The sequence below is a fragment of the Pseudomonas eucalypticola genome, from assembly GCF_013374995.1.
Lineage (GTDB): Bacteria > Pseudomonadota > Gammaproteobacteria > Pseudomonadales > Pseudomonadaceae > Aquipseudomonas > Aquipseudomonas eucalypticola.
Genome location: NZ_CP056030.1, coordinates 4,000,740 through 4,020,211, shown reverse-complemented (window position 1 = coordinate 4,020,211; position 19,472 = coordinate 4,000,740). Strand labels below are relative to the sequence as shown.

The 19,472-nt window shown below is 65.3% G+C and carries 20 protein-coding genes; 7 read left to right on the top strand and 13 right to left on the bottom strand.

From position 1 onward, the window contains the following. Nucleotides 1-81 precede the first annotated feature (81 nt). Nucleotides 82-1,368 (bottom strand): leucine-rich repeat-containing protein kinase family protein, encoded by a 1,287-nt coding sequence (locus tag HWQ56_RS17750; protein ID WP_176571327.1) that lies wholly within the window; start codon nucleotides 1,366-1,368, stop codon nucleotides 82-84. Nucleotides 1,369-1,454: 86 nt separating this feature from the next. Between HWQ56_RS17750 and HWQ56_RS17745 the strand changes: the two genes are divergently transcribed. Further along, a complete protein-coding gene (locus tag HWQ56_RS17745) occupies nucleotides 1,455-3,332 on the top strand; it encodes a propionyl-CoA synthetase (protein ID WP_176571326.1) in 1,878 nt (625 codons plus the stop codon). A gap of 9 nt (nucleotides 3,333-3,341) precedes the next feature. Here the strand turns inward: HWQ56_RS17745 and HWQ56_RS17740 are convergent, their stop codons facing one another. The 4 genes from HWQ56_RS17740 to HWQ56_RS17725 all read right to left on the bottom strand — a co-directional run bounded on the left by HWQ56_RS17740 (nucleotide 3,342) and on the right by HWQ56_RS17725 (nucleotide 7,311). Further along, the gene (locus HWQ56_RS17740) at nucleotides 3,342-3,827 is read right to left on the bottom strand and encodes a P-loop nucleotide/nucleoside kinase family protein (protein WP_176571325.1); all 486 of its coding nucleotides are present in this window, start codon (nucleotides 3,825-3,827) and stop codon (nucleotides 3,342-3,344) included. 34 nt (nucleotides 3,828-3,861) lie between these two features. After that, the gene (gene zapE, locus HWQ56_RS17735) at nucleotides 3,862-4,959 is read right to left on the bottom strand and encodes a cell division protein ZapE (RefSeq protein WP_176571324.1); all 1,098 of its coding nucleotides are present in this window, start codon (nucleotides 4,957-4,959) and stop codon (nucleotides 3,862-3,864) included. Between the two features lie 210 nt (nucleotides 4,960-5,169). Next, the gene (locus HWQ56_RS17730; RefSeq protein ID WP_176571323.1) at nucleotides 5,170-5,733 is read right to left on the bottom strand and encodes a type 1 glutamine amidotransferase domain-containing protein; all 564 of its coding nucleotides are present in this window, start codon (nucleotides 5,731-5,733) and stop codon (nucleotides 5,170-5,172) included. Between the two features lie 54 nt (nucleotides 5,734-5,787). Next, nucleotides 5,788-7,311 carry an FAD-dependent oxidoreductase gene (locus HWQ56_RS17725; RefSeq protein ID WP_176571322.1) on the bottom strand — a complete coding sequence of 508 codons (1,524 nt, stop codon included), beginning with the start codon at nucleotides 7,309-7,311 and terminating at the stop codon, nucleotides 5,788-5,790. Between the two features lie 262 nt (nucleotides 7,312-7,573). On the opposite strand from HWQ56_RS17725, the gene HWQ56_RS17720 reads away from it, so the two are divergent. Together HWQ56_RS17720 and HWQ56_RS17715 are read left to right on the top strand one after the other, a co-directional pair. After that, a complete protein-coding gene (locus HWQ56_RS17720; protein ID WP_176571321.1) occupies nucleotides 7,574-8,641 on the top strand; it encodes a catalase family protein in 1,068 nt (355 codons plus the stop codon). Nucleotides 8,642-8,759: 118 nt separating this feature from the next. Further along, entirely contained in the window at nucleotides 8,760-8,948 is a 189-nt protein-coding gene (locus HWQ56_RS17715; RefSeq protein ID WP_158157499.1) for a hypothetical protein, read from the top strand. A gap of 3 nt (nucleotides 8,949-8,951) precedes the next feature. On the opposite strand, the gene HWQ56_RS17710 is transcribed toward HWQ56_RS17715, so the two are convergent. Continuing rightward, nucleotides 8,952-9,200 carry a hypothetical protein gene (locus HWQ56_RS17710; RefSeq protein WP_158157502.1) on the bottom strand — a complete coding sequence of 83 codons (249 nt, stop codon included), beginning with the start codon at nucleotides 9,198-9,200 and terminating at the stop codon, nucleotides 8,952-8,954. A 159-nt stretch (nucleotides 9,201-9,359) separates the two neighbouring features. Here HWQ56_RS17710 and HWQ56_RS17705 point away from each other — a divergent pair, with 159 nt between their 5' ends. Both HWQ56_RS17705 and HWQ56_RS17700 read left to right on the top strand, forming a co-directional pair. Further along, nucleotides 9,360-9,536 carry a hypothetical protein gene (locus HWQ56_RS17705; RefSeq protein WP_176571320.1) on the top strand — a complete coding sequence of 59 codons (177 nt, stop codon included), beginning with the start codon at nucleotides 9,360-9,362 and terminating at the stop codon, nucleotides 9,534-9,536. Between the two features lie 56 nt (nucleotides 9,537-9,592). Further along, entirely contained in the window at nucleotides 9,593-10,216 is a 624-nt protein-coding gene (locus HWQ56_RS17700; protein ID WP_176571319.1) for a LysE family translocator, read from the top strand. A gap of 13 nt (nucleotides 10,217-10,229) precedes the next feature. On the opposite strand, the gene HWQ56_RS29290 is transcribed toward HWQ56_RS17700, so the two are convergent. Further along, on the bottom strand, nucleotides 10,230-10,355 hold the full coding sequence (locus tag HWQ56_RS29290) for a hypothetical protein (RefSeq protein ID WP_280634413.1): 126 nt from the start codon (nucleotides 10,353-10,355) through the stop codon (nucleotides 10,230-10,232). A 21-nt stretch (nucleotides 10,356-10,376) separates the two neighbouring features. Next, a complete protein-coding gene (gene ligD / locus HWQ56_RS17695) occupies nucleotides 10,377-11,996 on the bottom strand; it encodes a non-homologous end-joining DNA ligase (RefSeq protein ID WP_176571318.1) in 1,620 nt (539 codons plus the stop codon). A 332-nt stretch (nucleotides 11,997-12,328) separates the two neighbouring features. Between ligD and HWQ56_RS17690 the strand changes: the two genes are divergently transcribed. Beyond that, a complete protein-coding gene (locus tag HWQ56_RS17690; protein WP_158157325.1) occupies nucleotides 12,329-12,589 on the top strand; it encodes a DUF1652 domain-containing protein in 261 nt (86 codons plus the stop codon). A 52-nt stretch (nucleotides 12,590-12,641) separates the two neighbouring features. Here HWQ56_RS17690 and HWQ56_RS17685 read toward each other — a convergent pair whose 3' ends face one another. From HWQ56_RS17685 to HWQ56_RS17675, 3 genes are all read right to left on the bottom strand, one after another. Continuing rightward, complete coding sequence (locus HWQ56_RS17685) at nucleotides 12,642-13,049, bottom strand: hypothetical protein (RefSeq protein ID WP_158157327.1); 408 nt, start codon at nucleotides 13,047-13,049, stop codon at nucleotides 12,642-12,644. 162 nt (nucleotides 13,050-13,211) lie between these two features. Further along, nucleotides 13,212-13,487 carry a peptidylprolyl isomerase gene (locus HWQ56_RS17680; protein ID WP_011061856.1) on the bottom strand — a complete coding sequence of 92 codons (276 nt, stop codon included), beginning with the start codon at nucleotides 13,485-13,487 and terminating at the stop codon, nucleotides 13,212-13,214. 35 nt (nucleotides 13,488-13,522) lie between these two features. Continuing rightward, complete coding sequence (locus tag HWQ56_RS17675) at nucleotides 13,523-15,703, bottom strand: ATP-binding protein (RefSeq protein WP_176571317.1); 2,181 nt, start codon at nucleotides 15,701-15,703, stop codon at nucleotides 13,523-13,525. 87 nt (nucleotides 15,704-15,790) lie between these two features. On the opposite strand from HWQ56_RS17675, the gene HWQ56_RS17670 reads away from it, so the two are divergent. Next, complete coding sequence (locus tag HWQ56_RS17670; protein ID WP_158157331.1) at nucleotides 15,791-16,945, top strand: PilT/PilU family type 4a pilus ATPase; 1,155 nt, start codon at nucleotides 15,791-15,793, stop codon at nucleotides 16,943-16,945. A gap of 151 nt (nucleotides 16,946-17,096) precedes the next feature. Here HWQ56_RS17670 and HWQ56_RS17665 read toward each other — a convergent pair whose 3' ends face one another. Next, nucleotides 17,097-17,867: a 3-hydroxybutyrate dehydrogenase gene (locus tag HWQ56_RS17665; protein ID WP_176571316.1), complete on the bottom strand. Its 771-nt coding sequence runs from the start codon at nucleotides 17,865-17,867 to the stop codon at nucleotides 17,097-17,099. Nucleotides 17,868-17,882: 15 nt separating this feature from the next. After that, on the bottom strand, nucleotides 17,883-19,469 hold the full coding sequence (locus tag HWQ56_RS17660; RefSeq protein WP_158157335.1) for an ABC transporter ATP-binding protein: 1,587 nt from the start codon (nucleotides 19,467-19,469) through the stop codon (nucleotides 17,883-17,885). Nucleotides 19,470-19,472 lie beyond the last annotated feature (3 nt).

Here is a 19,472-nt window from a genome sequence, read left to right as displayed (position 1 = left end):
GCCGCGTCAAGCACGCCGCGTGGCCTCAGGCATACCGCCTGTACCGCCAACGCGGCCAGGTCCGCTGCTACGCGGCTTTGCTCAGGCCAGCGCAGCGATGACGTCGTGAAAATCCGGGCGTGCCAGCACGTCCGGCTGCACGCAGGCGTGCTGCAACGCCTGCCACTGCGGTTGTACCTCGTCACATCGCTCCAGCAGTTCTCCCAACCAGATGCCAAACGCTCGCACTTCGATGCGCTGCAACGCCGCAGCCGTCTGGCTGCCATCCTGCGGGTAGAACGACGCCGCGCCGAAGTCGCCCAGCAGGCACTGGCCTTGGGCGGTGTACAGCGTGTTGTGCGCGTACAGGTCGCCATGGTTGATGCCGTGGTGATGCAGGTGTGCGGCCACCGCTGCCATACCCCGCGCCATGGCCAGCAAGGCATCGGCGCTGAATCGGGTGTCGGCGGGGTACACATCGCGGCTGCACGTGTCGAAGCTGGGCAGCGCCGCCAGGTTGCCAAATTCCGGCCCCACCAGTTCCATGACCAGCCCCGCCACGCCCTGGGGGTGACCTTTGAGCTTGCCTTCGACACGGATCAGGTTGGGGTGCAGGCCGGCGGCGATGCAGGCGTTCATTTCATTGAGCGGGGTGCCGTCGCTGGTCATGTCGCCCTTGTAGAGCTTCACCGCCACCGGTGTGTCCCCTCGCCACACGGCCTGGCTGATGATGCCGGAAGCCCCTTCGCCCAGTTTCTGCTCCATTTGCAGTTCAGCCCAGGCCACATCGGCGCTGATGCCGTCCTCGTCGTGGGGCGTGGTGTAGTCAGCGCTCATGGGGTTGCCGGCCCAGGCCAGCCACGCCAGGCTGGGCAGCGTGAGCAGCCAGTCGGGTAGCGCGGCCAGGCGGTTGGCCGACAGGCGTAGCAACTCCAGCTTCTGCAGCTTGGTCATGCTGGCAGGCAGTTGGGTCAGGCGGTTGCCGGCCAGCATGAATTTCTGCATCAGCTGGCAGTCGCCGATTTCGTCCGGCAGGGCTTCGATGCAGTTGTCGGTGAGGATCAGCCAGCGCAGCTTCGGCCCCAGGGCGGCCGCTGGCACCTGGCGGATCCGGTTGGACTTGAACCCCACCATGCTCAGGTTTTCACAGCGGCCAATGCACGCCGGCAGTTCGGTGAACTGGTTGCTGGAGCAGAACAGGATCTTCAGCCGGGTGAGCCGATGCAGGTCCTGGGGCAGGCTGCTCAAGGCATTGCCCGTCAGGTTCAGCACCTCCAGGGTATCGGCCAGGTCGAAGATCTCGCGGGGAAACTCGGTCAGGCCACAGGCCAGGTCCAGACGGGTGCTGCCGGCCAGTTGGCCAGCCTTCAGGCGTGCAAGGGTATCCATAGGGCTCGTCTTGAAAATTCGCGATGCCCATCATAGCGGCCATACTCTGATTTCGCCCTTCATAAAAACAATCCAGGGTAGGATTCATGACCTATCAGCACGACTATCAACGCTCCCTCGCCGACCCCGTCGGCTTCTGGGCCGAGCAGGCGCGGCAAGTGGCCTGGTTCCGAGCCCCCACCCAAGTCCTCTGTGAACGCGCCGACGGCACCCACCAGTGGTTCGCCGACGGGCGCCTGAATACCAGCTTTCTGGCCCTGGACCACCAGGTTGAGCAGGGCCGTGGCGAACAGACCGCCCTGGCCTACGATTCCCCCGTCAGCGGTAGCCAGCAACGATTCAGCTTCCGCCAGCTGCGTAACGAGGTGGCACGGCTGGCCGGCTGGATGCGCGCGCTGGGCGTCGGCAAGGGTGACACGGTGCTGCTGTACCTGCCGATGATTCCCCAGGCGGCCATGGCCATGCTCGCCTGCGCTCGCCTGGGGGCGGTGCACTCCGTGGTGTTTGGTGGGTTTGCCGCCCATGAGCTGGCCGTCCGCATCGATGATGCCCAGCCCGCGCTCATACTCACCGCCAGTTGCGGCCTGGAATTCGACCGAGTGGTCGCCTACAAGCCACTGCTGGACAAAGCCCTGGAGCTGGCCCGGCACCGGCCCCGCCACATCGCCGTGTGGCAGCGCCCGCAACTGGCGGCCAGCCTGGTGCCCGGCCGGGACCTGGACTGGCAGCGCGAGGTGCAGGATGCCCAACCCGCCGCGCCGGTGGAACTGGCCAGCGGCGACCCGCTGTACATCATGTACACCTCAGGCACCACGGGCCGGCCCAAAGGCATTGTGCGTGACAATGGCGGCCACGCCGTGGCCCTGCGCTTTGCCCTGGACAAGGTGTATGGCATGGCCGCCGGGGACGTGTGGTGGGGCATCTCTGACGTCGGCTGGGTGGTGGGCCATTCCCTGATCGTCTATGGCCCCCTGATGGCCGGCTGCACCAGCGTGTTCTACGAGGGCAAGCCGGTGCGCACCCCGGACGCGGGCAGTTACTGGCGCATCATCGAGCAGTACCGGGTTAACGCGCTGTTCTGCGCGCCCACGGCCATGCGCGCTATCCGCAAGGAAGACCCGGAAGGCCGGTTGCTGTCTCGCCATGACCTGGGCTCCCTGCGCCGCCTGTACCTGGCCGGCGAAAAACTGGACTCCAGCACCCATGCCTGGCTGGAGTCGGTGACCGGCAAACCGGTGCACGACCACTGGTGGCAGACCGAAACCGGTTGGCCAGTCACCGCCCCGTGCGCACACCTCGACGGCTCCGGTGCCCGCACCGGTTCCAGCAACCGCGCCGTGCCCGGCTACGCGGTACGGGTCATGGACGAGCAGGGCCATGTGCAGGCACCGGGGCAGCAAGGCGACATTGTCATCGCCCTGCCATTGCCGCCCGGTTGTTGCCAAACCCTGTGGCGCGACCATGAACGCTATCTGCAGGCCTACCTGGCCGCCTACCCGGGCCATTACCACACCGGTGACGGCGGTTATCTGGATGAGGACGGTTTTGTCTACATCATGGGGCGCACCGATGACGTCATCAACGTCGCCGGCCACCGCCTGTCCACGGGGGAAATGGAAGATGTGGTGGCGCTGCACCCGCAGGTGGCCGAGTGCGCGGTGTTCGGCGTGCGTGACGAGATAAAGGGCCAGGTGCCCCTCGCCCTGGTGGTGCTCAAGGATGGCGCGCCCCTCGAAACCCGGCAACTGCAGGCCGAGTTGGTGGCCCGGGTGCGTGAGCAGATTGGCGCCTTGGCCTGTTTCCACCGGGTCAGGGTGGTCAAGCGCCTGCCCAAGACCCGCTCCGGCAAGATCCTGCGCGCGGTGCTGCGCAAGCTGGCCGATGGCGAGGCGTTCGCGCCGCCGTCAACCCTGGATGACCCGGCCATCCTGCAAGAGATCGCCGCGGTGCTGGCCGCAGGTTGAAGCATGCTCTCAGCGTGCCTGATCGCTGACGGACAGGGTAAAACCTTCCTCGGCCGAAGGCATGCTGAAGTAGCGGCTGATCAACTCGAACTGCTCGTCGCTGGCGGCGAACTCGTGGTCGCCAGCGGCATTGCGTTCACGCAGGCGCGCTTTGCACACCTGATCCGGCACATCGAGCACGTGCAGCACATGGGCTGCGCCGCTGGCTTCGAACAGGCTGCGCATCCACTGACGGTTGGCCGGGGTGTTGGCGGGGAAGTCGAGTACCACGTTCACGCCCACGTGCAGCAAGGCCTGTACATGGGGGCCGATGGCGTCGCGCAGCAGGGCGGCGCAGCGCACGTAGTCGGCCACGCTGTGCAATTGCTCCTTGTACAGGCGGGCGAGCCACAGGTCCTCGCTCAGGCGCACGGTGTTCGGTGCTTCGGCCAGCGTAGCCGCCAGGGTTGACTTGCCGGAAGCGATCTTGCCGCAAAGCAGGTGCAGGGTTGCCATGCTGGGTCATCCTTGATGGGTCAATGCATGCGCTTCAGGGGTGATTCTGTTTCAGCTGCCCCAACCGGCTGCGGGTACGTGCCAGGTCAATGGCCTGGCCCGCCAGGCTCTCGGCCAGGGGCCGCTCGCTGATCAGCATCAAGCGCTTGTCCTGATCGTAAAGCACATCGATAAGGTTGATAAAGCGCTGCTGCACGGCAATCGAGCAGTCATCGAGCAACGGCAGGTGGTCGATGATCCAGGTGTCGAACCGCCCGCTGAGGTCCAGGTAGTCCATCACCGCAGTGGGCTGTTCGCAGATGTCGTCGAAATCAAAGCGGATGGTGCGCTCATGGCTCATGCGTGCGCGGAGCTGGCGTTTGCCCACGGCGAGGGGGAAGGGCGGCAGGTCGGCCGGTGGCAGGTCCAGGGCGCGGCGTTGCTCGGGGGTACCCGGCCACACGTAGTGGCCCTGGGTGAAACGCTGCTCGCTGGCGGCGCTGGGCAGCGCCCGGTAATCCTGGGCGCCGCCCACTTCCATCACCTGCATCTGCGCGTTCATCAGGCGAATCACCGGCAGGAAGCGCTCGTGGTACAGCGGGTTGGGCAACAGGCCTTCGGGCGCATAGTTGGAGGTCACCACCAGGAAGATGCCGCGGGCGTCCAGGGCCTTGAACAACCGGGTCAGCAGCATGGCGTCGCCGATGTCATGCACGTGGAATTCGTCGAAGCACAGCACCCGGCAATCGCCCAGCAGCTCGTCCAGCGTGGTCTCCAGCGCATCGGCCTGTTCACGGTGACGGAACATGCCTTCGTGCAGCCGCGCGAAGAAGTCGTGAAAGTGCAAACGGCGCTTGCGGGTGATGGGCATGGCCTGGAAAAAGCCATCCAGCAGCCAGCTTTTTCCGCGCCCCACGGCGCCGTACAGGTAGAGGCTGCGGGGCAAGGCGGCGTCTTCCTGCAGCAACGGCTCGACCCGTTCGGCCATGCTGTCGATGACCTGCTGCTGGCCATGGCTGAGGGTGAAACCCTGCTCGCGGGCTTTGTGCTGGAAGTACTCGGTGATATGCACCCCGCGGCCCAGGTGGCGACGGCCCAAGGCCTTGCCCAGGCGGGACTTGAACCAGGATTTCTTTGGCGGTAACGCGGCCAAGGGGCTTTCCTCGTGACAGAACGAAAGGCCCACGGCGGGCCGTGGCGGGTATTTAAGCAAATGAGGCGAAGGCGGGCTAGCCGTGGCGGGGAAGGGGTGGGCGATAGTCGGACTGGGGGCCGTGGAGGTGCGGGCTGGCACTGTACGCGCCGGTGCGACAGCCCGCAGGTCAAAGCCCGCAGCGGCGGGCTGGCCGTAATCCTGTGGGACTCAGCCCGCTTGCAGGGCGTTGGCGATAGCCTGGTTGAACGCCGGCAAGTCGTCGGGGGTGCGGGACGTGATCAGCGTCCAGCCATTGGCCGGGCATTCCTTGACCGCTTCATCGACCCAGCCCGCTGCCTTGGCGTTCAGCAGGTCGATGCGCACGCTGGGGTAGGACGTCAGGGTCTTGCCTTCGATCACCCCTGCGTCGATCAGCGCCCACGGGCCGTGGCAGATGGCAGCGATGGTCTTGCCGGCGTTGACGAATTCGTTGATCAGGCGCTGGGCGTCGCGGTCCTGGCGCAGGGTGTCGGCATTGACGGTACCACCGGGAATCACCAGGGCTTGATAATCATCGCCCTTGAGTTCCGCCAGAGTGTGCTGCGATTCGACCGTGCGGTCTTTCTCGGTGTCGTGCAGGAACGTCTGCACCGTACCGCCCTTGATCGAACCATGGGTCACCTGTGCACCGAACCCTTTCAACGCTTCCAGCGGCTTGACCAGCTCATCGCGCTCCACGCCGGTGTTGGAGGTAATGACCAGTACTTTCTTGCCTTGCAGTGATGTGCTCATGGGGTACTCCTCGGATTGAACCCGGCAGGCGCCGCGGTGCAGCGCCTGCGCTGTTTACGAATGGATCAGGGCCAGCGCCTCACCGCGCGACAACGGCCGCTTCATGCGCTGCGACAGCATCGCCAGCAACGCCCGGTGCCCGCAGGCGACCACCGACTCCACCTGTTCATCGACGCACAACAGGGCGACGAAGTTCATCCCGTCTGCATCGCCTGTCAGCTCTATCGCGTTCCAGGCCCGCCCATGGCCCAGCACTTCGAGGGTCTTGCCATGTTGCAGGCTCCAGAAGAACGGCACGTCGCTGTATTCGCGCTGCGCACCGAGCATGTTCTCGGCGGCCAGGCAGGCCTGTTGCTGCGCGACCCGCCAGTGTTCGATGCGCAGCGGGTGCCCGGCCAGGGGAAAGTTGACCATGTCACCCACCGCCCACAAGCCTGGCGCGGCACGCAGGCCACTGTCGACGATCAGCGAATGGTCGTCGCCCAGTGGCAGGCCCTGGGCCAGGTGCGTGGCGGGTGTTACCCCGGTGCCAAACAGCACCAGGTCGGCCGCCAGACGTTCGCCGTTGGTCAGCATTACCGCCTCGACTCGCTCGTGGCCCTCCAGGCTCGCCGGTTCGGTGGCGGTGTGAAACACCACGCCGTTCTGTTCGTGCAAGCGGCGCAGGGCGCGGCTGACCGGGTGACCCACTTGCCGGGCCAGCGGCGTTTCGTGACGGCTGACTACCTGCACCTCCAGGCCCAGTTGGCGCAATGCCGACGCCGCTTCCAAGCCAATGAAGCTGTCGCCGATGATCACCGCCCGGCGGCTGTTCCTTGCCTGCTCAAGCACGCGCGCGGCATCGTCGCGCGAGCGCAGCACGAAACTGCCAGGCAGTTGCGCACCGGGTATGGCCGGGCGTTGGGGGACACCACCGGTGGCCAGCAGCGCGGCGTCGTAGGTCAGTTGCTGGCCGTCCGCCAGAGTGATGTGTTTGTTCACGGCGTCCAGGCCGCTGACGTTGCCCCGCACGCGTCGCAGGTTTGGCCAGGCCAGTACCTCATCATCCAGCAGCGCCGGCACCTGGGCCGGGGTTTGCTGCCCGGCGATGACAAATTTGCTCAAGGCAGTCCGGTCGTAGGCCGGGTCCGCTTCCGGGTCGATCCACAGCAATTGCCCGGCAAAACCCTGGCGATGCAGGCTGGCCACCGCCGCCGAGCCCGCCGCGCCGGCACCGACCACGATGAAGGTGCGCCCGGCGCCCTGGGGGGCTGGCAGGGGGGCATGGGCCGGCTGGTCATCCACCCATAGATAGTCACCGCGTACTTGCGCGGGGTAGCGCTTGAGGCTGGCCAGGGCAGGGGGCTCGGTGACCTCACCGTCATTCAAGGCAAACGCGGCCTTGTGCCAGGGGCAGATCAAGCGGTCCTCGCAGATGGCGCCTTCTTCCAGCGGTGCCCCGGCATGGGGGCAGCCGGCCTGGTACGCACGCACCTGGCCATTGTGGCGCAGCACAATCAGCGTCTGATCACCGGCTTTCACGCGCAGGGCGCGGTCCTCTTCCAGTTGGTCCACATGGGCTACGGCATGTTCGGTCATGGGGCTGTCCTCAGGCGCTCGGTTCTGACCGTGTGGACCGGGCCAGCGGCGTCGCGGCTGCATCGAGCCGACGGGCGGGGGCGTTGCTGTCCATCCGAATGGATGCGCCTGCCGCTGGTCAGCGCGGCCTGCCGGTGCGTGGAACGCCTCCCCCCTGATGGCTGACTGATATCGGGTGGGCCGGCGAAATGTTCGCCTGCTCGCGTTACCGCTGGCCGCTCCAGACCGTGCTGGAGCGCGATGACCTAACTGAGGTGCCGCCATGACCGCTCTTGTGTTCCAAGCCGATTTTGAACAGATACCCGAGGATGAGGCGCAGACCAGCGCCGAGCTGGTGGAAGCCATGCACAGCATCCTGGAGACGACCCAGGCCGATTATGGCCACCCGGTTCGCAGCGTGCACGCCAAGGCCCATGGCTTGCTGGAAGGTACCCTTGAGGTACTGGACCCGTTGCCGGCGGAGTTGGCCCAGGGCGCGTTTGCCCGGCCGGGCAGCTACAAGGTGTACCTGCGCCTGTCCACCAACCCGGGTGACATTCTCGATGACCGCGTTTCTACACCGCGCGGGTTGGCGGTGAAGATCGTCGGTGTGGAAGGGGAACGTCTACCGGGCAGCGAAGGGGACACCACCCAGGACTTCGTGATGCAGAACTCCACCGCGTTCACCGCTGCCACCCCCAAGGATTTCCTGCGCACCCTCAAGCTGCTGGCCAAGACCACCGACAAGATGCCGGGGCTCAAGCGGGCCTTGTCCGCCGCGTTGCGCGGCATCGAGACCACGGTGGAGGCCATGGGCGGCGAAAGCGGCACCCTCAAGAGCCTGGGCGGCCACCCCAAGACCCACCCGCTGGGCGAAACCTTCAACACCGTGGTGCCGGTGCTGTACGGACCCTACTACGGCAAGATCAGTGTGGTGCCGGTCGCCGCGGCGCTGCGTGCGCTCACCGACCAGCCGGTGGACCTGGATGACAAACCGGATGGCCTGCGCGAAGCGGTGCAAGCGTATTTCGCCGAGCACGACGGGGTATGGGAAGTGCGCGTGCAGTTGGCGACCAGCCTGGAAAAGATGCCCATCGAAGACGCGTCCAAGCAGTGGCCAGAAGAAGAGAGCCCTTACGTGACCGTGGCGCGCATCCATGTGCCCCGCCAGGCCTCTTGGACGCCTGAACGCATTCAGGCCATCGACACTGCCATGGCGTTCAGCCCTTGGCATGGGTTGGCGGCCCACCGCCCACTGGGGGGCATCATGCGTGTGCGCAAACCGGCCTATGAACATTCGGCGGGCTTTCGCGCCGAGCATTCCGGCTGCCCCATCCACGAACCTCGCTGAGGCTTCCAGCGCCGCCAGCGGCTACCCGGCCCTGGCGTTCCAGAAATAGCGCCGTGGGGGGAACGAATTCATCGCCGGCTGCCCTAAGTTTTTTTGCAACCTGGCGGGGGCGGGTGAGATGGCGTGGCTATTGATGGTGGCGGTGGCCTGTGGTTTGGCCGGTAGCGTGGTGTGGGCCGCGGGGGCGGCCCAGCAGCAACAGCGCCGGGCGCTGGGCCTGGGGCCGGCAGGCGAGGGCGTGGCGATCTGCGGCGAAACGCTGCTGGCCATGACCCTGTTGCTGCTGGCGGTGCATTTTTGCAGCTGACGGTCAGTGGTCCAGCGCCTTGGCCGCCTCGACCCCTTTGGCAGTCAGTTTCACCGGGTAGGTCACAGCGGGCAGGTGGTCATCGATACTGACCGTGCCGTGGTGAATATAGCCTTCGTCCTGCAGGTGCTTGAGCATGCCGGCCACCGCTTTTTCACCGGTGAAGTTGTCCAGCACTTCCTTGCCCAGGCCTTGTGGGTGGGCGTGCAGCAGGCGGGTCAGTACTTCCTTTTCCAACGGTTTATTGCTCATGAATACCTCGAGCCTTGAGTGCGGGCACGCAGGATTGCGCGACATCCGTACAAGTGGGACAGGCGTGGCGGGCAGGGATTCAAACGGGTTTCATCGGTGGCGCAACTCCCGTCGCAGGCTGCGCTCCAATGAACACCCCCCCCAGCGCCGAGGTGCATCATGACGTCCGACCCGCTCGACCGCTCCAGCAACCCCCTGGCCCCCGACCCCGTGCCGCCACGCCCTGGCGACGAGGATCTGCGGCCGCTGCCTTTGGACAAGGACCCGGAGCTGGACCCCGACAAAGTCCGTACCGAGACCGGCGATGATGATATGAGCCCTGACGATCCCCGTTGAGCCTTGCCGCACCACGGTGCTAGGCTGCCAAGCCACCTTGCCTGGAGCCTCGCGCCGTGACCCTTGCGACCCTGTTGCTGTTCTTGCCCGCCTGTTTCGCACTGAACATGGCCCCAGGGCCTAACAACCTGCTGTCGCTGCACAACGCCAGCCGCTACGGTTTCACCATGTCCTGCCTGGCCGGGCTCGGTCGGCTGCTGGCATTCGCCGGCATGATCGCCCTGGCGGCCATGGGGCTGGCCGTGGTGCTGCACGCCAGCGCGGCAGCGTTCCTGGTGGTGAAGGTCGCCGGGGCGCTTTACCTGTTCTACCTGGCCGTGCAGTTGTGGCGCGCACCGGTCACCCCGCAGGCGTCAGATGGCTCAGGTGGCCGAGGCCTGCTGAAGCTGGCGGTACAGGAATTCTGCGCGGCGGCAGGCAACCCGAAAGCTATCCTGATTTTCACGGCCTTCCTGCCCCAGTTCGTGACCGTTGACGCCCCGACCCCCGTGGCCGTGCAGTTCTTCTGGCTGGGCCTGATGTTCCTGGTGCTGGAGTGGCTGGCCATCGCCCTTTATGCGTGGCTGGGCAGCCACCTGCAGCGCTGGTTCAGCCAGGAGCGGCCGCGCCGGTTGTTCAACCGCGCCAGCGCGGTATTGCTCGGTTTCGCTGGGGCAGGGCTGCTGGCGGCGCGCCGCTGAGGCGCCTACCAGCTCAAGGGTAACCCCAGTGGCTGCCGGCGCTCATGCTGATGTTGCCGCCGATGCGTCCGCCCGACAGCACAATGGTGTCCCGGCCCAGGCCGGTCACCAGGTTGCCCTGAAGGGGGGCCCCGGTCATCAAGCAGATGGTGCACCCCGATCAATGGGGTGGTTCGGCGCCCAGCCGCCCCCACATCCGTGCCGTCAGTCGCTGGCGATTGTCGTAGCCTTGCCAGGGGTCGAGCGCAAGGGTATCCAGGCGCTCCAGAATGTTGCCGGCGTGCCAGTGCCGGGCACTGGTCAATGCCGGGACTTCATCGCGCGCCACAGGTGTGGACACCGGCAAACCTGGGCGGGCACGCAGCGAGTAGGCCGCGGCCATGCAGCCATCGCGCTGGTTGCGCAGGTAGTCGACGAAGATTCGCCCTGCCCGCGACCGCGGGCCCTGGGCCGCCGTGAAACGCTCGGGCATCTGGGTCATCAGGTAGTGGGAAATGGCTTTGGCAAAGGCCCGTACCTCATCCCAGCCAGCATGACGCGCCAGGGGGACGATCACATGCATGCCCTTGCCGCCACTGGTTTTCACGTAGCCGCGCAGGCCCAGGTCGTCCAGCAGTGCCAAGGTTTGCGTGGTGCCCTCCAGCACGGCATGCCAGGGCACGGTCACATCGGGGTCCAGGTCCAGCACCAGGCGGTCGGGGCTATCGAGGCGCTGGCTGCTGGCGCCCCAGGTGTGGAATTCCACCGCACCGCGCTGCACCGCTTCGATCACGCCCGGCAGCCGATCAATTTGCATCAGGCGCCCGTGCCCGGTATCCAACGACGGCGCGAGCAAGTTGATGTGGGGCACGGCCAGGTGCTCGGTATGGCGTTGCAGGAACAGGTCGCCTTCCACCCCGTGTGGCGCCCGCATCAGGGCCACGGGGCGGGCCTTGAGCTGGGGCAGCAGCCAGGCGCCCAAGCGCTGGTAGAGGGTGGCCAGTTGCAGGCGGCTGGTCTGGCTGTCACGGTCGATGATGCGTTCGGGCTCGTGCAGCGAAACGCCGGCGACCGATTCGCGGTGGCCATCGCTGAAATCGTGGCTGGGTTCATCGGTGTGCCGTGCCTGGGTCTCGGTCAACGGGGCAGCGTGGCGCTGGTCGATGTGGCAGTCCAGCTTGATCCAGTCCAGGTTGCGCTGGCCGTCCTGGTAGAGGCTGCCACGGCGTTTGCCAATGACACCCTCATGGTTGAGCGCGCAGACCCCCTCCAGAATATCCGGGGTCGTGGCGGTGAAACTTTCGGAGAAACGCAGCAGGCTGTGCCGGCGAGTGCCCAGCAAACGCTTGAGCTGGGCGCGACGGGTTTCCAGCGGTTGCTCGCGCAGGTCGCGGCCCTCATGGAAGGGCAGGTCGAACAGGTAATATTGCAAGTCCTGGCACTGGCCCGCTTCGAAGGCCTGTTGCAAGGCGCTGTAGTCAGCCACGCCATGGGCGTCGGCCTTGACCAGCTTGCCGTCCAGCCAACTTTCTTTGAGGTTCAATGCGGCAATGGCCTGGGCCTGGCGGGGCAATTCGGCGGTCCAGTCAGCGCCTTCGCGATTGAACAGGCGCACTTGGCCGTCGCTGATTCGGCTCATCAGGCGGTAGCCATCGTGTTTGATTTCAAATAACCAGTCGCCCTCCGGGGGCTGCTCGACCCGCGTGGCGCGCTGGGGCGCCAGGCTGGTCGGCAGGGGGGCTGGCTCTGAGGGGGGCTCGGCAGCGGTGCTGCGGCGTTCTTCGCTCGACGGCTTGGCCATGGTGATTTTCCTGAAGATACGACGGGAAATCCTCACAGCAGATGACCCTGCTCAAGGGCGCAAAGTTTCAGTGCGCGGCCAGAGTGCAATTTGCAGGATGGCCGCCCCGAGAACGGGCAAATTGCATGATGGCTATAAGCCTGTGTCGAGCTAACTTCTTGATTTCTCGAACAGGGAATTGCTAGCGCAGCGGGCACGAAAACTGCTGTGGAAGAGGTCAGGACCCAGACCACCAGACCGGTGGTTCAGCGCGCAATCAAATAGCCATCTAGGCTGTCCGAACGATCGCTGTATCAATCACGGATGCTACCAACAAGAAATGGAGCGTTACCATGCTGTCGACCCTCGAACTGCGCAATATCATCGAATCAAGCTTTCTACCCATGCGCTGCCAATGCACGGTGGCCCAGGACAAGTCCCTGACGATCAAGGTGTTCGATCAGGCGCACGAGGGATCGGACTTCACCGTGACCGGCATCCAGGCCCAGCAGTTGAACAGCAGCCGAGCCATTTCCAACCTCATTGCCGGCGTGCGTGCGGACCTGAAGGGCCAGCACCTGAATGAAGTCAGGCGGGTCGGCGAGCGCTTCTGACCACCTGCCTGCGCCCACGCAACGGCGGCCTGGGAAGGCCGCCGTTTGTGTTTCAGCGCGATGCCTGCACCTGCCGCAGGCTGGCACGTTCGCCGTTGCCCACGCTGATGAAACCAAGGCCCAGGGCCAGTTCGGCAAACACCGAGACCAGGATGCCGGGTCCCGCGTGGCCACTGAGCCAGTCGTACATGCCCAGCAGGGCAAGGGCCAGGCAGCCGACCATGAAACCACGCACCAGGGCGGCACGGGCCGGCGAGGGCGGGCAGTTACGCACACTGAAGAACATCACCCCCACCCCCAGCAGCAATGCGGCGAGCCGCCGCCCCATCAGGGCTGACACTTCACTGTGGGGTATGTCCCAGAAGGCCAGTAGCCGGTCGGCACCCATTCCCCAGATCAGCGCCAGGGCGAAACAGAGGAAGGCACAAAAGAACGCAAGTCGACGGAATGTCAGGGGCATTTCGGATCCTTGAAAAAGTGGTGCATCCAGCGGAGAGGTGCATATTAGCGCGGTCGCTAGCCTTTGGGCATGTGAATTTGGTATCGGGTTTTCAATGCTCGCCTGCCTGGGTTTCCTGCCCGGTGGCTTCCAGCCAGGGCGTGTTCCTTCGATGCGAAGGCCTCAATCGCGGAAGAATACTTGCACCAGGTGGTAACCAAATTTGCTCTTGATGGGGCCGTGCACGGTCCGCAGCGGCTTCTTGAAAATCACCTGGTCGATGGCGCCCACCATCTGCCCGGGGCGTACCTCCCCCAGATCGCCGCCGCGCTTGCCCGACGGACAGGTGGAGTACTTCTTTGCCAGCACATCGAATGCCTCACCCTTGGCGATGCGCTGTTTGAGTTGTTCGGCCTCTTCAGCCGTCTTGACCAGAATGTGACGAGCTTGAGCTTTCATGACGCGGCCCCTGTACGGTGGTAAAAAGCGCGGGATTATGCCGCAAATCCGCCGTCCGGGGCGGGTTGATTGATCATTTCGCGAATCTTGTTCGCCAGGAGGTCGATGGAGAATGGCTTGGTGACCATGTCCATGCCTTCGGCCAGGAACGTATGGCGCTCGGCGGCCTTCTCGGCGTAGCCGGTCATGAACAGCACCTTGAGCCGGGGGCGGTGCTGGCGGGCTATTTCAGCCAGTTGGCGACCGTTGAGCCCCGGCAGCCCCACGTCGGTTACCAGCAGGTCGATGCGCAGGCTCGACTCCAGCAACGGCAGGGCGGTCTTGGCATCGGCGGCGGGAAGGGCGTGGTAGCCGAGTTCATCGAGCACGTTGAGCACCAGCATGCGCACGGCCGGATCATCCTCCACCACCATCACGCTCTCGCCCTGTTTGGCCAGCGGCGCACCCTGGGGCGCCAGTACCGGGGGCCGGCTTTCGGGTTGTTCGTTGTGGCGCGGCAGGTACAGGTGCACGCAGGTACCCTGGCCCGGTTCGCTGTCGAGGCTGACATGGCCGCCCGATTGCTGGGCAAACCCGTAGATCATCGACAGGCCCAGGCCGGTGCCCTGGCCAATGGGCTTGGTGGTGAAAAACGGGTCGAACGCCTTGGCCCGGATGGCAGGCGTCATCCCCGCACCGTTGTCGCAGACACTCAGGCGTACGTAATCGCCGGGTTTGATGGTCTCAGCGCCGTCGGGGCGGGTGCCGAGGGTGCAATTACTGGTCTCGATGCGAATTTCGCCGCCCTCGGGCATGGCGTCACGGGCGTTGATCACCAGGTTCAACAGCGCGTTTTCCAGTTGGTTGGCGTCGGTGTTCACCGGCCAGGTGTCGCTGGCCAGGCGTATTTTCAGTTCGATGTGCTCGCCCTTGGTGCGGCTGAACAGTTCTTCCAGCGAGTGCACCAGATGGTTGGGGTCCAGGCGCTTGCGGTCCAGCGACTGGCGTCGGGAGAACGCCAGCAGCCGGTGGGTGAGGGCGGCGGCGCGGTGGGCGGAACTGACCGCGGCTTCGATGAAGCGACCGATGTCGTGGCTGCGCCCGGCACTGATATAGCGCTGGATCAGGTCCAGGCTGCCGATGATACCGGTGAGCATGTTGTTGAAGTCATGGGCAATGCCGCCGGTCAGTTGCCCTACCGCTTCCATTTTCTGCGCGTGGCGCAGGGCATCCTCAGCCCGTTCGCGTTCCTGCATCTCGGTCTGCAGGCGGCGGTTGGCTTCGGCCAGCGCCTCGGTACGCTCGGCCACCCGCTCCTCAAGGGTCTCGTTGAGGCGCAGCAGGGTTTTTTCCGCCGCCCGGCGCTCGGTGATATCGATGGACGCGCCGACGAAGCGGATGGGCCGGCCATGGTGGTCGTTGTGGCTGCGCCCGCGGGCGAACACCCAGCGCACTTCGCCGTCCGGGCGCAGCAGGCGGTACTCGTTGGCGTATTCGCCATCGCTGTGCACGCAGGCGTTGATGCTGCGGGCTACCTTGCCCCGGTCGTCGGGGTGCACGGCCTTGAGGTATTCACCGATGGGCATCTTGCCCGCCAGGTTGGGGTCGACGCCGTGCAGGCGGGCAAACCTGGCATCAGCCTGGAACAGGTCCTCGCGGATGTCCCAATCCCAGGTGCCCACGCCGTTGGTGGCTTCCAGGGCCAATTGCAGCCGCTCTTCGGTGTCCAGCTGGGCCTTGGCGCTGGCCTCGGAACGGCGTTGCAACTCGGCGGTGACACGGCGCCGCTCGTTGGCCTCGATGGCGGTCACCAGAATGCCGGCCACCACACCGTTTTCGTCGCGGATGGGGCTGTAGGTCAGGTCCAGCCAGACTTCGGCGGTGCCATCGTCACGGGGCAGGGTGAAGCCCTGTTCGATGTAAGTGCGCACCTCTCCTTGCAGCACGGCCTGGTAGATAGGGTCGGTGAAGTCCTTGAGCTGTGGCCAGATCAGGTCCACCGGCTGGCCGAAGGCGCGGGGGTGGTTGCTGCCCACCAGGTGGGCGAAGCCGTCATTGTACAGCTGGCACAGTTGCGGGCCCCACAACAGCAGCATGGGCATGGGCGAATGGCTGACGATGTCCACTGCCGTGCGCAGGCTTTGCGGCCATTGGTCAGGTGCCGGCAACGGGCTGTCACCGAAGGGCAGTTGGTCGATCAGTTCGGCGATGCTGCCGCCGACAGGGGTACCGCTCATTTGGCTGATCCTTTGATTTGCATGGCGGGCTGTTCTACCGCCAAGCTATAGCTTACTTTCCTATCAACGCCCTGTGGACCCACGCATATGGAAATCCAAGCCCTGCTTAAAATCCTCGCCAGCCAGGACGGGTCGGATCTGTACCTCTCCACCGGGGCGCCGCCGTGCGCGAAATTCAATGGCGTGCTCAAGCCGCTGTCAGCCGAGGCGTTGAAACCCGGCGAAGTGGCGGCCATCGCCGCCGATATCATGGACAGCGAGCAGCGCATCGATTTCGAGCGTGACCTGGAAATGAACCTGGCCCTGTCACTGTCGGGGGTGGGCCGGTTCCGTATCAATATTTTCAAGCAGCGCAATGAAGTGTCCCTGGTGGCACGCAACATCAAGCTCGACATTCCCCGTTTCGAAGACCTCAAGCTGCCGCCGGTGCTGCTGGAGACCATCATGCAGAAGCGCGGGCTGGTGCTGTTCGTCGGCGCCACTGGCTCTGGCAAGTCCACGTCCCTGGCGGCCTTGATCGATTACCGTAACCGCAACAGCAGTGGCCACATCATCACCATTGAAGACCCGGTGGAGTATGTGCACCGGCACAAGAAGTCGATCATCAACCAGCGCGAGGTGGGTGTCGACACCCGCAGCTTCCAGGCGGCGTTGAAAAATACCTTGCGACAGGCGCCGGATGTCATCCTGATCGGCGAGATTCGCGACCGCGAGACCATGGAGCATGCATTGGCGTTCGCCGATACCGGCCATCTGGCCATTTCCACCTTGCACGCCAACAACGCCAACCAGGCGTTGGACCGCATCATCAACTTTTTCCCCGAAGACCGTCGTCCACAGTTGCTCAATGACTTGGGCAACAACCTGGTGGCTTTCGTTTCCCAGCGCCTGGTCAAGACCGTGGACGGCAAGCGGCGTGCGGCAGTGGAGGTGATGCTGGGCACGGCGACCATTCGCGACCTGATTCACCGTGGCGAATTTGGCGAACTCAAGGGCATCATGGAAAAATCGGTGAACCTGGGCATGAAGACCTTCGACCAGGCGCTCTATGAGCTGGCGCTGGAGGGGGCCATCGATGAAGAGGAAGCGCTGAAGAACGCCGACTCGCAGAACAACCTGCGCCTGCGCCTGAAGCTGCACCAGGAAAAGGGCTTCGACCCCAGCACCCCACCGCCACCGCCGACGCCCGTACAGGACATCGACAGCGCCGACTGGAACCTGGTAGACGACGAGAAGCCGTAGCAGCGGACCTGGCCGCGTCGAAGCCAGATGCGGTGTGCCTGACATTGCGCGACGCCCGTGACGCGGCCAGGTCCGCTGCTACGGCGCGTACGGGTTGGCCGCGTCTGGACGCCGCGCAGTAGCAGGCGACGGCGCGGTGTCAGCGCCTGAATCACTGCGCCAGCCAGCCGCCATCCATGTTCCATGCGGCGCCGCGCACCTGGCTGCCGCCTTCGCCGCACAGAAACAACACCAACTCACCCAGTTGCTCGGGCGTGACGAATTCCAGCGACGGCTGCTTCTCCGCCAGCAGGTCCTGGCGCGCCTGCTGCGGGTCGACGCCCTTGGCGGCGCGGTCGTCGATCTGTTGCTGCACCAGGGGCGTCAGCACCCACCCCGGGCAGATGGCGTTGCAGGTGACGCCGGTTTTCGCCGTTTCCAGGCCCACCACCTTGGTCAGCCCTATCACCCCATGCTTGGCCGCCACGTACGCCGCCTTGCCGGTGGAGCCCACCAGCCCATGCACCGAAGCGATGTTGACGATGCGGCCCCAGTCGCGCTGGCGCATGCCCGGCAGGGCCAGGCGGGTGGCGTGAAACACGGCCGAGAGGTTGATGGCGATGATCGCGTCCCAACGCTCCACCGGGAAGTCCTCGACAGCGGCCACGTGCTGGATACCAGCATTGTTGACCAGAATGTCGACGCCGCCGAATTCGGCCGCGGCGTAGGCGAACATCGCCTCTATCTCGCTGGGGTGGCTGACGTTGGCGCCATGGTGGCCGACCTTCACGCCATGGCGGGCGAAGTCGGCGAGCAGCGCCTGGGCGTCACCGAAGCCGTTGAGAATCACATTGGCCCCCGCGGCGGCCAGGCCATGGGCAATGCCCAGGCCGATGCCGCTGGTGGAGCCGGTGATCAGTGCCGTCTTGCCGTTCAGGGTCATGGGCGTGCCTCCAGGTCAGGTCTGCTCGGGCTGCACATGGGCGGCCAGCAGCAGTTCGCGGGTGTAAGGGTGTTGCGGCGCTTCGAACAGGTCATGGCTGGGGCCACGTTCCACCACCTGGCCGTCCTTGACCACGATGACGTCATGGGCCAGGGCCTTGATCACCGCCAGGTCGTGGCTGATGAACAGGTAGGTCAGCCCATGGTCGTCCTGCAGTTGGCGCAGCAGCGCCACGATCTGTTTCTGCACCGTGCGGTCCAGGGCCGACGTTGGCTCGTCCAGCAGGATCAGGTCGGGCTTGAGCACCAGGGCGCGGGCGATGGCGATACGCTGGCGCTGGCCACCGGAAAACTCATGGGGGTAGCGGTGCCGGCTGGCCGGGTCCAGGCCGACCTCCTCGAGCACGCGGATCACCCGTTGCTCGCGGTCCTGGGCGTCGCATGGCACGTGTACTTCCAGGCCTTCGCTGATGATCTGCTGCACCGACATCCGCGGGCTGAGGCTGCCGAACGGGTCCTGGAAGACCACCTGCATGCGCTTTCGCCACGGCAGCATCTGCTTGGGGCTGAGCCCGGACAGCGCGTGGCCATCGAAGGCAATGGCGCCTTCGGAGTCGAGCAGGCGCAGGATCGCCTGGCCCAGGGTCGACTTGCCCGAGCCCGACTCGCCGACGATGCCCAGGGTCTTGCCCTTTTGCAGGCTCAGGCTGATGCCGTCCACCGCCTTGATGTACTGGGGCTTGCGCAACAGGCCGCCGCCGGTGGCGTACCACACCTTGAGGTCGTCGACCTGCAACAGGCTGGGCCGTTCGTGGCGGGGCAAGGGCTCGCCGGCCGGCTCTGCGTTCATCAGCACGCAGCTGTAGGGGTGTTGCGGGCGGCAGAACAGGGTTTCGGTATCGGCCTGTTCAACGATTTCGCCGGCGCGCATCACGCACACGCGCTGGGCGATACTGCGCACCAGGTTGAGGTCGTGGCTGATCAGCAGCAACGACATGCCCAGGCGCTGCTGCAACGACTTGAGCAGGTGCAGGATGCGCCGCTGCACCGTCACGTCCAGCGCCGTGGTGGGTTCGTCGGCGATCAGCAGGTCGGGTTCGCAAGCCAGGGCCATGGCGATCATCACCCGTTGCCGTTGGCCACCGGAGAGCTGATGCGGGTAGGCCTTCAGGCGTTTCTCCGGGTGCTGCAGCGCCACCAGCCGCAGCAGTTCCAGGGTGCGCGCCTGGGCGGCCTTGCCGGTCAGGCCGCGATGCACCAGCAGGGTTTCGCCGATCTGTTTTTCCACCGTGTGCAACGGGTTGAGCGACGTCATCGGCTCCTGAAAGATCATCGCCACGCGGTTGCCACGGATCTCGCGCAGGGTCGCCGCCGGGGCGCCCAGCAATTCAGTGCCACGGTAACGAATGCTGCCCTGGCTGTGGGTGCCGATGGTGGGCAGCAGTTGCAGGATCGAGTGGGCGGTCACCGACTTGCCCGAACCCGATTCGCCGACCAGGGCCAGGCATTCACCCACGGGGATGTCCAGGTTGAGGTCCTTCACCGCTACGTGGCCGTTGAACTCGACCCGCAGGTGACGTATTTCGATCAGGTGTTCGCTCATGCT

What these genes read in the sequence shown, in the direction of transcription:
- HWQ56_RS17675 (WP_176571317.1), bottom strand. Translation starts at nt 15,703, where the DNA reads ATGAGCGGTACCCCTGTCGGCGGCAGCATCGCCGAACTGATCGACCAA.
- HWQ56_RS17685 (WP_158157327.1), bottom strand. Translation starts at nt 13,049, where the DNA reads ATGCCCCTGACATTCCGTCGACTTGCGTTCTTTTGTGCCTTCCTCTGT.
- HWQ56_RS17725 (WP_176571322.1), bottom strand. Translation starts at nt 7,311, where the DNA reads ATGACCGAACATGCCGTAGCCCATGTGGACCAACTGGAAGAGGACCGC.
- HWQ56_RS29290 (WP_280634413.1), bottom strand. Translation starts at nt 10,355, where the DNA reads ATGACCGGGGCCCCCCTTCAGGGCAACCTGGTGACCGGCCTGGGCCGG.
- HWQ56_RS17670 (WP_158157331.1), top strand. Translation starts at nt 15,791, where the DNA reads ATGGAAATCCAAGCCCTGCTTAAAATCCTCGCCAGCCAGGACGGGTCG.
- HWQ56_RS17660 (WP_158157335.1), bottom strand. Translation starts at nt 19,469, where the DNA reads ATGAGCGAACACCTGATCGAAATACGTCACCTGCGGGTCGAGTTCAAC.
- HWQ56_RS17750 (WP_176571327.1), bottom strand. Translation starts at nt 1,368, where the DNA reads ATGGATACCCTTGCACGCCTGAAGGCTGGCCAACTGGCCGGCAGCACC.
- HWQ56_RS17690 (WP_158157325.1), top strand. Translation starts at nt 12,329, where the DNA reads ATGCTGTCGACCCTCGAACTGCGCAATATCATCGAATCAAGCTTTCTA.
- HWQ56_RS17730 (WP_176571323.1), bottom strand. Translation starts at nt 5,733, where the DNA reads ATGAGCACATCACTGCAAGGCAAGAAAGTACTGGTCATTACCTCCAAC.
- HWQ56_RS17680 (WP_011061856.1), bottom strand. Translation starts at nt 13,487, where the DNA reads ATGAAAGCTCAAGCTCGTCACATTCTGGTCAAGACGGCTGAAGAGGCC.
- HWQ56_RS17710 (WP_158157502.1), bottom strand. Translation starts at nt 9,200, where the DNA reads ATGAGCAATAAACCGTTGGAAAAGGAAGTACTGACCCGCCTGCTGCAC.
- HWQ56_RS17705 (WP_176571320.1), top strand. Translation starts at nt 9,360, where the DNA reads ATGACGTCCGACCCGCTCGACCGCTCCAGCAACCCCCTGGCCCCCGAC.
- ligD (WP_176571318.1), bottom strand. Translation starts at nt 11,996, where the DNA reads ATGGCCAAGCCGTCGAGCGAAGAACGCCGCAGCACCGCTGCCGAGCCC.
- HWQ56_RS17665 (WP_176571316.1), bottom strand. Translation starts at nt 17,867, where the DNA reads ATGACCCTGAACGGCAAGACGGCACTGATCACCGGCTCCACCAGCGGC.
- HWQ56_RS17720 (WP_176571321.1), top strand. Translation starts at nt 7,574, where the DNA reads ATGACCGCTCTTGTGTTCCAAGCCGATTTTGAACAGATACCCGAGGAT.
- HWQ56_RS17715 (WP_158157499.1), top strand. Translation starts at nt 8,760, where the DNA reads ATGGCGTGGCTATTGATGGTGGCGGTGGCCTGTGGTTTGGCCGGTAGC.
- HWQ56_RS17745 (WP_176571326.1), top strand. Translation starts at nt 1,455, where the DNA reads ATGACCTATCAGCACGACTATCAACGCTCCCTCGCCGACCCCGTCGGC.
- HWQ56_RS17740 (WP_176571325.1), bottom strand. Translation starts at nt 3,827, where the DNA reads ATGGCAACCCTGCACCTGCTTTGCGGCAAGATCGCTTCCGGCAAGTCA.